Consider the following 14,130-nt stretch of genomic DNA (forward strand, 5'->3'; position numbering starts at 1 on the left):
CCGAAATTAAAACGGACTGTCCTTTTTCAATATAATAAATAATCTTTATGATTTGGTGATCTTCTCAAACATGCCTAAGGTGAGTTAAAAGCTTCACAGTTCTTATATTATTCCGTTGCGATTGATGGATCTGCTTGTTCTTTCTCAGGAATAATTTGCAGGAAGTTATCTTCAAGGTTTTCGAGTAATTTCTCTACAGTATCTGCTTCTCCAACTTGGTTGTATTTTCTTAATGACGCAACATAGTTATCAAGCATTTCTGTTACATCTGTTCTGCCTTTATTACCAAGTGGTTGGATGGCTACTTTTGCACCTTTTGCAATACGACGTTGAAGTGCTTCTTTCGTTAAGCCCATTTCAGGTTGATGACGTACATAGATGACACCACCAGTCATACCCGCACAGATCCAAGGACCTGGGTCACCGAGAACAAGTCCTCGCCCATTTGTCATATATTCAAATGCAAATCCTTTAATATTCGCATTTATACCAATATTTCCATGTTCCTGTTTTGGAATTGGTTTTGTAATGCGTCCACCGATTAACATATCAGCACCTGATAAGCGAATACCTGCACGAGAATCTGCATTTCCTTGGATGAATAGTGACCCTTTTTGAGCGCCATAACCGAATCCTTTACCTACAGATCCGTTAAAGTAATGACCATTCTTTCCTTTAGCTTTGAAGATGAAGATTCCGCCACCGAAAGCAGTTTTACCAATACCGTCTTGTGCACCACCAACAACATGAATGTCAATTCCGTCTGTGTTATAAGCACCTAAGCCGTTACCTGGAATCGAGCCTTCCAAGTATTTCAGCGAAATATCTGGGAGCTTTCGGTAAGAACCATCTAGCTTTCCACGAACACGGTGACAGGAGACACGACCACCAAGAACACGTTGTTCAGAGGTTACACCGATAAATTCACGAGATGTGTTCAATTCATTTACTTCGTAATCCAAGTACTCTGCTCCTGCTGCTAAAGCAACTGCTAGCTTTTCTTCGTCTAGTGCTGAAGCTACTTCTTGTTTCACGAGGTTTTCAATGTCAAGACGTTCAAGTAGTTTATTCAAATTCATTTGTTCAATACCCCGTGTTTGCTCTAATAGATCAGAGCGACCAACAACATCTTGTAAGTTATCAAAGCCTAGCGAGCCAACGAGAGATTTCAATTCGTTGCCGAAAGCTGTGAATAAGTTCATCAAACCTTCAACTGAAGGTGCGTATTGACGTGGTACAAAACGGCGTAGGCCGTGTTCTTTCGCCTGTGCTTCTGATTCGATTTGTGTTGCTATGCCAACATGACATGTATCTAAATGACAGCCTCGGCACGTTGTACAGCCTACTGCAACCATAGATAGTGTTCCAAAACCTACACGGTTCGCTCCGAGCAACATTACTTTTAAGACGTCTTCGGCACTTTTTAAACCACCATCAGCCCAAAGTTCAACATTATGGCGCATACCTGCTTCCAGAAGAGCGTTGTGTGCAGCTTTAACACCAATTTCAACTGGAAGTCCTACATTTTGCAATGCGTGTACACGTGCAGCACCTGTACCGCCATCGAAACCACTAAGATTGATCATGTCAGCTCCAGCCTTTGCAATACCAACAGCGATTGTACCGATGTTCGGAACGATAGGAACTTTAACGATAACCTTAGCCTGATCATTTGCCGTTTTTAATTCTGAAATCATTTGTTCAAGGTCTTCAATTGAATAAATATCATGGTTATTTGAAGGTGAGATTAAGTCAGACCCAATCGTAGCATTTCGTGCTTCTGCGATTTTTGCTGTTACTTTAGAGCCAGGTAAGTGACCACCTTCACCTGGTTTTGCACCTTGGCCGATTTTAATTTCTAATAGGTTGGAAGAGTTTAATAACTCAGCATTCACACCGAAACGTCCTGATGCGACTTGTTGTCCACGTGTTTTCGGATATTTACCGAGCATGTCTTTAATTTCTCCACCTTCACCGTTCAAACTAATCATATTTAAACGGTCAGCTGCTTCAGCATAAGAACGGAATGCAGTTTCGTTTTGAGAACCGAATGACATTGAACTGATGATAAATGGTAAGTCGTGTTCTGCGATACTAATATCAACTGAATCTTGCTCAATCGGTGTATCCGATTCTTTCAGACCTGTTAAATGACGAATAGTAGTAGGATTCTTATCTTCAATGTTACTAACTTTCTCACGATATTCTTCATATGAACCAGAGCGAGCCATTTCACCAATCGATTTCCAAATACGTGGCAGAACGTGGAACGTTTTTCCTGGACGTGTTTGCTCGTTTGAATAATCTTCGGCACGTTTTAAGCTATCTTCTTTCATAGTAGTAAAGTTGTATTCTAGTTCAGACGAGCCGAAGAAATTAACGATTTTCAAAGTATTAGCTATGTCTTCATTCAAGCCGATTGAAGAGAAGAGGCGATCATATCCACGCAGTTCATGAATTCCAATCGTTGAAATGACTTTTTCTAAGCCTTTATTAAGAGCATTAAACAAGTTCTTTGAAGGTGTTAAGTCGTCGTCTTCATGTACAGTAGTGAACATTAAATATGGGCTAAGCGCGTCAGCACCAAGACCGAATGCGACAATCAAATCATGTAATGAACGTAATGCACCAGAACGTAGAATCAGCGCACAGTTACGACGTTTATTCTTGTCGACAAGGCCTTGATCAATTGCGGATGTTACAAGCATAGGATCTAGCCATAAGTTTCCACTAGTATGAGCGTTTGTATCATCTAAAATGATGAAGTTAGCTCCATTGTCAATTGCTTGCTCAGTTTCATTAATTAAACGCTCAATTGCTTCTGGAACGGTTTCGTCTTCTGTAAATGTAACTGAAATGACTTTTGCCAAATTATTAGTATTCATTGAATCTAGTAATTGAGTGTAAGAAGGTTGTTCAAGCTCCTTAGCAAGTTGATTACCTGCCTTACCTTCAATTAAAATTGGTGAATTTAATTCGATAACTTGATAGGAATCATCAGCTTGAAACAGTGAAGGTCGTTTACCTAAAATTGTACGTGTTGAGAAGTGTTCTGCTTCACGATCACGGTCAATAGCAGGATTTGTCACGACAGCAACACTTTCTTTAATGTAATCTGCGATATTTTGTCTGCCACTGTTAATGGCAGCTAGAGATGCATCATGACCGAGTGAACGGATCGGTTCTGCCCCTTTTTCGGCCATCTGTTCTACAAGCTGAATTTGCTCTCGTTCCCAGCCGAATGCTGCATACTGGCCATTGTGAACATTTGACACAGAAGGCTCGACAATATTTTGTTCATAGGTAGGTGGTGTCAAACGTGCTCGACTATCAGAAATGAGAAGACGATCATTCATACGCTTGTACACTTCAGCTTGGTAGTCATGATGATCGTAGACTTTGATTGTTCCATCTTCTTTCCATTTCAGCCCGACCTTTTCCCCTGGAGCAAATGGTTTCGGTTCACCTGTATATTCACTAGAAGGAAGGATACCAGGTTCAGAAGAGAATAGATAAGAACTTTCTGTTTCTAGCTTCCAGACTGGACGAAGACCGAGTGAATCGACACTGAAAACCGCTTCATCATTGAAGCGTGAAATGATTCCTGCAGGCCCTTGTGCAAAGTGTCCCCATGCTTCTCGAATGTAAGTATATAAATCTTGTAAATGGTTTGGATATGATTTGATTTCATTAATAATTGGTGGGAACAAAATATCTGCTGCTTCAAATAAACTGTACCCTTCACGTGAGATAAAAGTATGGAGTGTACGATCTAAGTCTTGTGAATCACTACCACCGTGTGTTAGTGGTACATCAACCATTTCAGCTTCATCACGAAGCTTTGAAATTGTATTAATCTCTCCGTTGTGCCCAATTACACTAAATGGTTGCACTCGGAAGAAGTTAGAAGCAGTATTTGTAGAATAGCGATTGTGACCAAGTGTCATCGTAGATGCAACTTTTTCATTTGCTAAATCAGCATAGAATTTTGGTAATATATCCCCTGCTCCCATTACTTTATAAACAGCATGATGGTTACTTAGAGATGCTACGTGGACTTCTTGATCTTGTTCAATTTCAATCGTTAATTCGAATAATTTCTTCGATAATTCAGTTTCATTGGCATTAGAGATGAAGGCAACTTGCCAAAAAACTGGTTCTTCACGTTTTGCAAGTGGACCTAATGCATTGGAGTTTGTAACTTTATCTGTTTCGAAAATGACGTTCAGTCCATATTTAGAAAATAGTTGGTCAATAATGGCACGCTTTTTTTCGATATTACTTGATTTGTTTAAGAAGAAATGACCTACTGAGAAATCGTTACGGTCAACTAATGATGCATCGAGGTTTTCTTTTGAAAGCTTTTCTTTCCAAAGCGCAATAGGGATGTCAATATGAATACCTACACCGTCACCTTCACCGTTAATAAAACCTGCTCGGTGATTCATTGTGACGAGTGCGTTAATACAGTTGTCAATATTCTTTTTCGTTGGTACTTGTTGTTTCTCAATGCAAGATACAATTCCGCAAGAATCATGTTCAATACTGTTGAAATTTTCAAATGACGCTGGACTCCACTTTTTTTTCATATATTTGGCCAATAATGGCCGTCACCTCCTGTAGGATATTGTTCTCTATATTTGAGGGGAAAACTAGCGAATTAGTTAGGGGAAATGAGAATTAGAAAAACGCAATTTTCAGAATTCTAAACTTAATATTATCATGATATAAGAAGAAAATCAATTATTTATTCATTTTTTTGGATATAACATTCATTTATATGTTGTTTGAAAATTAGAACTAGGTGCTAATAGAGCCTTTAATGAAAGCGTTTTCAAGGTAAAAAATATAAAAAAGTAGGTAAATTCACTTTACCTACTAAGAGTAATTTATGCATTTTTATTCATTATTCATGGATTTAAATACACGTTCAACTGCCTCTATTGTTCTGTTAATATCGTCTTCTGTATGTGCGATTGTTAAGAACCAAGCTTCATATTTTGATGGAGCAAGATTAATTCCTTCATTAAGCATAAGTTTGAAAAATTTCGCGAACATCTCACCATCAGTATTTTCAGCTTGTTCATAGTTAGTAATTGTTTCTGTTGTAAAATAAATAGTTAGTGCACCTTTTAGGCGATTGATCGTAATCGGAATATGATATTTGCTTGCTAGGTTTGCGATGTTTGATTCTAATATCCCGCCTAATCGATCAAGTTCTTCATAGATTCCTTTTTCTTGTAATACTTCTAAACAAGCGATCCCTGCTGCCATTGATGCAGGGTTACCTGCCATCGTACCAGCTTGATAAGCAGGGCCAAGTGGCGCTACTTGCTCCATAATTTCCTTTTTACCACCGTAAGCCCCAATTGGTAATCCGCCACCAATTATTTTTCCTAAAGCAGTTAAATCTGGTTCGATTCCTAACATATCTTGAGCACCGCCGTACATGAAACGGAACGCTGTAATGACTTCATCATAAATAACGAGCGCACCAGCTTTGTGTGTCAACTTATTCACATGTTCAAGGAATCCTTCAACAGGCTCAACGATGCCGAAATTTCCAACGATTGGTTCAACGAGTACAGCAGCTGTCTGGTCACCCCATTTGTCAATTGCTTCGGCAAATGCTTCAGGATCATTAAATGGTACGGTGATCACTTCTTGTGCAATGCTCTTTGGAACACCAGCTGAGTCTGGGTTTCCGAGCGTTGAAGGACCAGAGCCAGCTGCGACGAGTACTAGATCTGAATGGCCGTGATAACAACCTGCGAACTTGATGATTTTATCTCGTCCAGTGTACGCGCGGGCAACACGAATGGTCGTCATAACGGCTTCTGTACCTGAGTTAACGAAGCGGACACGATCCATTGCTGGCATTGCTTGTTTAAGCATTTTAGCAAACTTGTTTTCCAAAGCAGTTGGTGTACCGTATAATGTTCCATTCTGAGCTGCTTTCGTAATTGCTTCAGTAATATGAGGATGAGCATGTCCGGTAATGATCGGTCCGTAAGCTCCTAAGTAGTCAATATATTGATTTCCATCTACATCCCAAAAATATGCCCCATTTGCACGTTCCATATAGACGGGAGAACCGCCACCAACAGCTTTAAATGAACGTGATGGGCTATTCACGCCACCGACAATATGTTCAAGTGATTCAGCATGTAATGCTTCTGATTTAGTAAAGTTCAAAGGTCTACCTCCAATTGATCCGTTATTCGTAATGTATGTAATGCTTATTCCATAGTACAGTTTATCATTTTTAGAGGATGTTCGAAAAATATAAGATGAACATTGTATGAGTAACAACAGATAATCGTACTGAAGAGTGGAAGGTTGCTAGAGAATAGTAGTGTGCTGTGTATTTGTCTCAAAATTCGATTATATGAGCTATTAGGATCAGATCTAACAAACATATGTATTTCTTTTACCGAAAACAAAGAATTTGATTTCTCTTTTTATTGGTATAAACTAGTCTTTATGCTATAAAAGCTAAAGAAAATCATTTAAGGAACATTAATATAGAAAGTAATAATTTTGGAGGTTGAAAATTGAAAAACGTCATCGAGGTTGACCAATTAAGAAAAGAATTTAAATCTTACTCAAGTCGTTCCGGGTTAAAGGGTGCATTTAGAGACCTTTTTACACGAAATTATAAAACATTAACCGCTGTAAATGATATTTCTTTCCAAGTTAAACAGGGTGAGATGGTTGGATATATTGGTGAAAATGGAGCGGGGAAGTCTACGACCATTAAGATGTTAACAGGTATTCTTCAACCAACAGATGGTATTGTTCGCGTCAATGGTATGGATCCACATAAAGAACGTGAGCAATTCACGAGAACAATAGGAGTTGTATTTGGTCAGCGTTCTCAGCTATGGTGGGATATCGCTGTTCAAGAATCATTTCGATTATTAAAGAAAGTGTATAAGGTATCAGATGAAGACTATGCAAATCATATGGAGCATGTCATTGAGTCACTTGATATAGGACCACTTTTGGATAAACCAGTACGAAAACTTTCACTTGGACAACGTATGCGTTGTGAGCTTGCCGCAGCACTTATTCATAATCCACCATTATTATTTTTGGACGAGCCTACAATTGGTTTGGATGTGTTAGTGAAATTAAAGATTCGCCGTTTTTTAAAAGAAATGAATGAAAAATATCAAACGACAATTTTGCTTACAACACATGATTTATCTGATATTGAAGCGTTATGTGAACGTGTTGTTATGTTAGATGAGGGAAAAATCATTTATGATGGAAAATTGAATGACTTACGCTCGAATTGGGGTGAAGGAAAGCAACTTCAATTCCAATTCACAGAGCAAGTTAGTCGTGACAACCTTGAAGCTGTTTCAAATGACTTGAATGTTAGTTGGCAGCAAGGTGAACGTGAAAATGTTTGGCTTGCTAATGTAAGTGCTGAAGATACAGTGATCTCAGGTTTAATTGGGCGAGTAGTCGCTGCTTATAAAATCAATGATGTGAAAATTAATGAAATATCAACAGAAGAGATTGTGCGTAATATCTATGAAGAGGGTGCTGTTCGTGGGTAAATATCTCGAAATGATTCGCATCCGATTTTTGATGATGCTTGCATATCGAACAAATTATTATAGTGGAATTCTTATATATAGCATTAATATTGGTGCTTATTATTTCCTTTGGAATGCGATTTATGGTGGGAAAGAGTCGATTGAAGGATTGTCAGTAACGCAAATGGTAACGTATATTGCGATTGCTTGGATGGCACGTGCTTTTTATTTTAATAATATTGATCGAGAAATTGCTCAAGAAATAAAAGATGGTAAAGTGGCTGTCGAATTGATACGTCCATATCATTACCTCGGCATGAAGACCGTTCAAGGATTAGGTGAAGGAATTTTCCGTCTTACGTTCTTCTCGATTCCGGGCATGATCATTGTGGCGTTCATTTTCCCACTTAGTTTCTCAACGTCTGTATATGCGTGGTTATTCTTTATTGTATCGATCATGTTTAGTTTCATCATTAATACACAAATTAATTTGTTTACGGGTATGTTAACGTTCTTCTTCTTCAATAATGATGGGTTAATTCGTGCTAAGAGGGTTGTGATTGATTTGTTTTCAGGGTTACTCTTACCGATTAGCTTCTATCCACTTTGGGCACAAGATGTGATGAAGTTCTTCCCGTTTCAAGCAATCAGTTATATTCCGAGTATGATTTTTACAGAGGGATTCACTGGTAGTGCCGTTACAGAAGCGATTATGTTCCAAATGATTTGGTCAATCGTATTACTTCTACCAATCTGGTTCGTATGGACGTTAGCGAAGAAAAGGTTAGTTATTCAAGGGGGTTAGACTGAGATGTTTTATGTATCAATGTTCTTTCAATATATTGGTCAATATATGAAAACACGCCTCCAATATCGAACCGATCTAGTAATAGAAGTTATTTCTGATTTGCTTTTTCAAGCAGTTAACTTAGTTTTTATTATCGTTGTATTCGGTCATACACAGCTGTTAGGTGGTTGGAGCCGTGATGAGATTGTTTTTATTTACGGATTTTTCTTAGTTCCATTTGCATTGTTTGCAACTTTCTTCAACATATGGGACTTTAATGAACGTTACATTGTAAAGGGAGAGATGGACAGGATTTTAACTCGTCCGATTCATAGTCTCTTTCAAATCATTCTAGAGAGAATGGAATTAGAGTCATTATTTGGTGTTGTGACTGGACTCATCATAATGAGTTATGCAGGGTCGAATTTAGGTTTATCTATGCAATGGTATACGCCTCTCGTTTTCATTGTAATGGTGTTTGGTGGGATGTTCGTATATGCGGGGATTTTCATTATAATCGCAAGTATCGGTTTTTGGTCAGATGCGAGGACATCAATTATGCCGATGATGTACAATATCGGGAACTATGGTCGTTACCCAGTTGATATTTATAACCCAGTTATTCGATACATTTTAACGTGGATTTTGCCGTTTGCATTTGTTGGAGTATATCCTGCAGCTTATTTCCTTGGTCGCACCGAATGGTATAGCTATGCGTTTTTAACTCCATTTGTTGGAATTGGTTTCTTTTCATTAGCGGTATTCATATGGAATCAAGGTGTGAAGCGTTACAGAGGAGCGGGTAATTAGTAATAATGGAATTCAATAAATAACACTTTGAAGTCTGTACAAAAAATTGTACAGGCTTCTTCATGAAGAGAAGGGGGCGGTAGAAAGAATGATTTATAGTGGAATACTGTTGCTCGTGCTCTTGATTTTACTAGCTAGTTTAAGGGTGTTATGGGGTTCGCAATCTCAAACAAAACAATATCTAACTGTTGAAAATATATTTATTCTTTTTTTTACATATTGTTGGAGTATATCCTGCAGCTTATTTCCTCGGCCGTACCGAATGGTATAGCTATGCGTTTTTAACTCCAGTTGTTGGAATTGGTTTCTTTTCATTAGCGGTAATCATATGGAATCAAGGTGTGAAGCGGTATAGAGGAGCGGGTAATTAGTAATAATGGAATTCAATAAATAACACTTTGAAGTCTGTACAAAAAATTGTACAGGCTTCTTCTTTCTTTTTATAAATGAAGAGAAGGGGGCGGTAGAAAGAATGGTTTATAGTGGAATACTGTTGCTCGTGCTCTTGATTTTACTAGCTAGTTTAAGGGTGTTATGGGGTTCCCAATCTCAAACAAAACAATATCTAACTGTTGAAAATATATTTATTCTTTTTTTTACATATATCATTTTATTAATTGGTTTTGGACTCGTATACATGTTGTTGGAGATGCTCGGTGTGGAGGTATTAGTAGACCCGACATTATCTAATACTCCTTCATTTATAAGTGTACTAGGTTCAAAATTATATTTTAGTGCTATTACGTTACTTTCAGTTGGGTATGGAGACTTAACTCCTGTTGGAATTGGGCGAATTATAGCGGTTGTAGAAGCGTTAGTTGGTTATGTATTACCGGCAGCATTTGTTGTTCGAACTGTCATTGATATGGAACACCACGGTGAGGATAGTTTTAAAAAGGATAAGTGATATCCATATTACTTGTTTCTCTTTTCCAAATTCGTTACGCTAAGATTAGATTATCGTGCATTCAATAATAATGAATGCTTGAATTGGAGGAATGAGTAGTGACGATTGAATTAGGAATGAAAGCACCGGATTTTTCTTTGCCTGCAAGTAACGGTGAAGATGTCTCTCTATCAGATTTTAGAGGGAAAAATGTTGTATTATATTTTTATCCGAAAGATATGACACCAGGATGTACAACTCAAGCATGTGATTTCAGTGAAAAGCATGAGAGCTTTGCAGAATTAGACGCAGTTATTCTCGGTGTTAGCCCAGATTCAATTGAAAGACACCATAAATTCATTGAAAAACATGATTTACCGTTCTTATTACTGGCAGATGAAGAGCATAAGTTAGCTGAAGAGTATGGTGTTTGGCAGTTGAAGAAAAATTTTGGGAAAGAATATATGGGAATTGTGCGAACGACATTCATTATTGATAAAGAGGGCAATATCGCAAAGGTATGGAATAAAGTTAGAGTAAAAGGTCATGTTGAAGAAGCACTACTTTATATAAGAGAGCATATGTCATAAAAGAAGTCCTTTCGATTATTGAGGTAAAAAAACTTTACTATCATAATGGCATTTGTCTATACGGATAGAGAAGCTGTTGCGTATAGTATTGTAATACCTCCTCAAGCAAAAAGTATGTTCGGATCAACGGGTTGTGTTATACACGGCCCGTCTTTTTTTGTTGAGTGTTATCTATTTTGGATATTTTGTGTGAATGACTGAATCGAATAACATGTCGCCTTCTATATGGAAGGTCTGTATTAGACATCAATTATAGTTATTTGTAGGAAAATGTCGGTATTTTATGAACTGTAGGAGGAAGGTAAGATGAACGTATTGACGTCATTTAGAGTTAAACGAGAGTTGAAAGAACGACTGTTAAATCATTTTCCGAGTGTTCATTTTATTTATAGAGAAAATATGGACAATGCTAAGGCTGAGTTACACGATGCTGATATATTGATTACATATGGTGAAGATTTGGACAAATCATTAATAGCATCTGCTAAACGTTTAAAATGGATTATGGTCCTTTCTGCAGGTATGGAACAAATGCCATTTGATGCAATCGAGAAGAGAGGTATCTTAGTTACGAATGCCAAAGGAATTCATGCCATTCCAATGGCAGAATATACTTTGGCAATGATGTTACAGGTAGCTAGGCAAACAAAAACATTAATACAATTAGAGCAGGAAGAAAAGTGGCTACGCTCAGTGAAAATGATGGAGTTAGCTAGTAAGACGGTAGCGATAATTGGAGCGGGTGCAATAGGTTCAGAAATCGGTAGGTTAGCCAAAGCATTTCGAATGAAAACAATTGGTGTTAACACGGATGGAAGAGCAGTTGAACATATTGATCACGCATATCCAGTATGGCAGCTCGAAGAAGCAGTTAAGGGTGTAGATTTTGTTGTTTCTGTTCTACCTAGTACGAAGAAAACGAAAAATCTATTTACAGAAGATTGTTTTAAAGTGATGAAGAATGATGTTGTCTTTATTAATATCGGTAGAGGTGATGTCGTGGATGAACAGTTATTAATTCGGATGTTGAAAGAAGGAGAGGTTAGACATGCAGTATTAGATGTGCATGTTCAAGAACCGCTACCGAAAGGACACCCATATTGGGAAATGGAGCAAGTAACCGTTACGCCACACTTATCGGGCATTTCTGATATGTATCAACCTAGAGGATTTGAAATTTTTGAACACAATTTAGAGGTTTTCTTACAAGGATTTGGAGAATATAGGAACAAAGTAGACTTATCGAAGGGATATTAACGTAAAGTTGCTTACGATTATTGACAAAGCTTTCAAAATCAAGGTACACTAATTATAAATATTATAAACTAATAATGCTTTTTAAAAGAGAGGTGCATGGCGGTGACAGAGAAACATATTGAAGAGGCAATGGGAATATTAAAAGAATCGGGCGTAAGGATCACACCGCAACGTCATGCGATATTGGAATTCCTCGTTGAATCAATGTCACATCCTACTGCGGACGAAATTTATAAAGCACTCGAAGGAAAGTTTCCGAATATGAGTGTTGCAACAGTTTACAATAACTTACGTGTGTTTAAGGAAGTCGGGCTAGTGAGTGAGTTAACCTACGGAGACTCATCAAGTAGATTTGACTGTAATACTAGTTCTCATTACCATGTCATTTGTGAAAAATGTGGGAAGATTGTAGACTTTCATTATCCTGGACTTAATGAAGTTGAAACACTTGCTCAACAAGTTGCAGGTTTCGAAGTAAGTCATCATCGTATGGAGATTTACGGAACTTGTCCTAGTTGTAAGAAAACAACTGAACATTAATATTTTAGCTTATGAAAAAAGCTGTATGCCTATTGTAGGCCTACAGCTTCTTTTTTTTGTTATAATCTTCATTGAACTCTTGGCCTTCTAAGTTAGGATCAAGTGTAAGTGGTTCATTACAATGCATACATAAATCGACACGACCAAGTATTTTTGTTACTTTACTACAGGAAGGACATCGAACTTGAACGGTTTTTGTCGATAACATACCAATCCAAAAGTAAACGACAGTACTTGCAACGATTGCTAGAAGTCCTAAAATAATAAATGCAGTCATTAACCACATGTTTTCTTTGAAAAATATACCGACGTACATAATTGCGAACCCAATAAATATTAAAGAGAGTGCAAATGAACGGATTTTATTTATTTTATTTGAATATTTTAAGCCCATATTTGGTAAACCTCCTATTCATAACAAGTATAGCATAGTGATTTTATGAGAATCTATAAATTTTTTGTAGATTCAAGAGGGAATAACTTATTTATTGTCGAACAAATAATAAACCCAGCGATGTGGGCCTAGTTAGATTTTCTAAAGCTATTTCAAGGAGTGAAAGATGTATGGAAAGTATGTTGCGTTCTATCTACCAAGAACGAGCTAGCCGTAAGGAGACTTCAGCAGTATTATTATTAGAAAAGGATGCGTTTCGTGGTTCACGAACGGATTATTTCGATGAAGTATTAGTAGTTATTGTGAATAAAGCAGACGTAAGTTGGTTCGTTAAGCATTATGAATACGAAGAGAAAAAAGCTGCAATGCATGTTGTAACGGAACAACAATTAAGAGAATGGATATTAAGTGGACCTAATCGCCGAATCGTTCAGTGGGTTCTTAATAGTAAGGTGATCTTTGAACGTAATGAATTTATAGAAAATCTACGAGAAGAGCTTAGAGAGTTTCCTATTAAGTTTCGAGAAAAGAAAATGAATTTAGAATTTGCTAAGCTATTGCGTAGTTATTCGATTGGTAGAGATTTATATGAATCCAAAGAGTATTTTGATGCATATAATCAAATGGTGCGTAGTTTACATCATCTTGCACGCCTTGCTGTAATGGAACAAGGATTTCTTCCAGAAGTAACAGTGTGGAATCAAGTAAAACAAATATCACCAGAAATATATATGCTTTACAAGGAATTAGTTGAAAGCAGCGAAGCACTTGAGAAGCGTGTTGAACTACTTCTTATTGCGAGCGGTTTTGCAATTAGTGCAAGAACAGAAAAAGGTAGTTGTCATTTTCTTAAAATATTGCAAACAAGTGATAAGTCTTGGACATTTGGAGAGCTAATGAAACATCCAGAAATAGAGGATTACGCATTAGATTTAGCAGTTCTAATTGAACACTTGGTTGAAAAAGGTTATGTACAAATAGTAAAAGAATCTACTAAGGGAGGAACCATTTATCATCGCACATACAGATATAAGGAAGGACTATAATCGTTTAGCATTATTAAAAAAAGATGAAAAAGTTTTAAAATAGGTGTTGATTTTCATATTTCACCGTGATATATTATTACTTGTCGCTGCGAGAGAGCAGTGAACGACATGAGCAAATAAAGATGTTTAAAAAAAGTTGTTGACATACTAATTTGTGAGTGTTAAGATTTAAAAGTCGCCAACAAAAAAACAGCGACAAATGTTCTTTGAAAACTGAACGAAATGAACACATTGTGCGAGCAAGTTTCAAACAATCTTTTATCGGAGAGTTTG

General features: G+C 37.2%; 11 protein-coding genes and 1 pseudogene. 9 read left to right on the forward strand and 3 right to left on the reverse strand.

What is annotated here, in order from left to right; all coding sequences use genetic code 11:
- Window positions 1-107: 107 nt before the first annotated feature.
- The gene (locus tag BFG57_RS16870; RefSeq protein ID WP_069718680.1) at window positions 108-4,589 is read right to left on the reverse strand and encodes a glutamate synthase-related protein; all 4,482 of its coding nucleotides are present in this window, start codon (window positions 4,587-4,589) and stop codon (window positions 108-110) included.
- Window positions 4,590-4,899: 310 nt separating this feature from the next.
- Complete coding sequence (locus BFG57_RS16875) at window positions 4,900-6,195, reverse strand: glutamate-1-semialdehyde 2,1-aminomutase (protein WP_069718663.1); 1,296 nt, start codon at window positions 6,193-6,195, stop codon at window positions 4,900-4,902.
- A 359-nt stretch (window positions 6,196-6,554) separates the two neighbouring features.
- Here BFG57_RS16875 and BFG57_RS16880 point away from each other — a divergent pair, with 359 nt between their 5' ends.
- The 8 genes and pseudogenes from BFG57_RS16880 to perR all read left to right on the forward strand — a co-directional run bounded on the left by BFG57_RS16880 (window position 6,555) and on the right by perR (window position 12,417).
- Entirely contained in the window at window positions 6,555-7,568 is a 1,014-nt protein-coding gene (locus BFG57_RS16880) for an ABC transporter ATP-binding protein (RefSeq protein WP_069718664.1), read from the forward strand.
- On the forward strand, window positions 7,561-8,352 hold the full coding sequence (locus BFG57_RS16885; protein WP_069718665.1) for an ABC transporter permease: 792 nt from the start codon (window positions 7,561-7,563) through the stop codon (window positions 8,350-8,352). The genes BFG57_RS16880 and BFG57_RS16885 overlap by 8 nt, the downstream gene beginning before the upstream one ends.
- Before the next feature lie 6 nt (window positions 8,353-8,358).
- Window positions 8,359-9,144 (forward strand): ABC transporter permease, encoded by a 786-nt coding sequence (locus BFG57_RS16890; RefSeq protein ID WP_069718666.1) that lies wholly within the window; start codon window positions 8,359-8,361, stop codon window positions 9,142-9,144.
- Window positions 9,145-9,365: 221 nt separating this feature from the next.
- Window positions 9,366-9,515, forward strand: a pseudogene (locus tag BFG57_RS18500) (ABC-2 family transporter protein); the annotation flags it as partial.
- A gap of 101 nt (window positions 9,516-9,616) precedes the next feature.
- Window positions 9,617-10,051, forward strand: a complete 435-nt coding sequence (locus tag BFG57_RS16895) for a potassium channel family protein (RefSeq protein ID WP_069718667.1) — start codon at window positions 9,617-9,619, stop codon at window positions 10,049-10,051.
- A 98-nt stretch (window positions 10,052-10,149) separates the two neighbouring features.
- Complete coding sequence (gene bcp / locus BFG57_RS16900) at window positions 10,150-10,620, forward strand: thioredoxin-dependent thiol peroxidase (RefSeq protein WP_069718668.1); 471 nt, start codon at window positions 10,150-10,152, stop codon at window positions 10,618-10,620.
- Between the two features lie 306 nt (window positions 10,621-10,926).
- Window positions 10,927-11,877 carry a D-2-hydroxyacid dehydrogenase gene (locus tag BFG57_RS16905; protein WP_069718669.1) on the forward strand — a complete coding sequence of 317 codons (951 nt, stop codon included), beginning with the start codon at window positions 10,927-10,929 and terminating at the stop codon, window positions 11,875-11,877.
- A 96-nt stretch (window positions 11,878-11,973) separates the two neighbouring features.
- Window positions 11,974-12,417: a peroxide-responsive transcriptional repressor PerR gene (perR, locus tag BFG57_RS16910; RefSeq protein WP_069718670.1), complete on the forward strand. Its 444-nt coding sequence runs from the start codon at window positions 11,974-11,976 to the stop codon at window positions 12,415-12,417.
- Between the two features lie 40 nt (window positions 12,418-12,457).
- Here perR and BFG57_RS16915 read toward each other — a convergent pair whose 3' ends face one another.
- Window positions 12,458-12,811 carry a YgzB family protein gene (locus BFG57_RS16915; protein WP_069718671.1) on the reverse strand — a complete coding sequence of 118 codons (354 nt, stop codon included), beginning with the start codon at window positions 12,809-12,811 and terminating at the stop codon, window positions 12,458-12,460.
- 170 nt (window positions 12,812-12,981) lie between these two features.
- On the opposite strand from BFG57_RS16915, the gene BFG57_RS16920 reads away from it, so the two are divergent.
- Window positions 12,982-13,857, forward strand: coding sequence for a nucleotidyltransferase-like protein (locus tag BFG57_RS16920; RefSeq protein WP_069718672.1), 876 nt, complete (start codon window positions 12,982-12,984; stop codon window positions 13,855-13,857).
- Window positions 13,858-14,130: the final 273 nt, after the last annotated feature.

It is taken from the genome of Bacillus solimangrovi (assembly GCF_001742425.1).
Taxonomy (GTDB): Bacteria; Bacillota; Bacilli; order Bacillales; family Bacillaceae_N; genus Bacillus_AV; species Bacillus_AV solimangrovi.

Coding starts and splice junctions, on each gene's coding strand:
- BFG57_RS16870 (WP_069718680.1), bottom strand. CDS start 4,589: ATGAAAAAAAAGTGGAGTCCAGCGTCATTTGAAAATTTCAACAGTATT.
- BFG57_RS16890 (WP_069718666.1), top strand. CDS start 8,359: ATGTTTTATGTATCAATGTTCTTTCAATATATTGGTCAATATATGAAA.
- BFG57_RS16895 (WP_069718667.1), top strand. CDS start 9,617: ATGGTTTATAGTGGAATACTGTTGCTCGTGCTCTTGATTTTACTAGCT.
- BFG57_RS16905 (WP_069718669.1), top strand. CDS start 10,927: ATGAACGTATTGACGTCATTTAGAGTTAAACGAGAGTTGAAAGAACGA.
- perR (WP_069718670.1), top strand. CDS start 11,974: ATGGCGGTGACAGAGAAACATATTGAAGAGGCAATGGGAATATTAAAA.
- BFG57_RS16915 (WP_069718671.1), bottom strand. CDS start 12,811: ATGGGCTTAAAATATTCAAATAAAATAAATAAAATCCGTTCATTTGCA.
- BFG57_RS16920 (WP_069718672.1), top strand. CDS start 12,982: ATGGAAAGTATGTTGCGTTCTATCTACCAAGAACGAGCTAGCCGTAAG.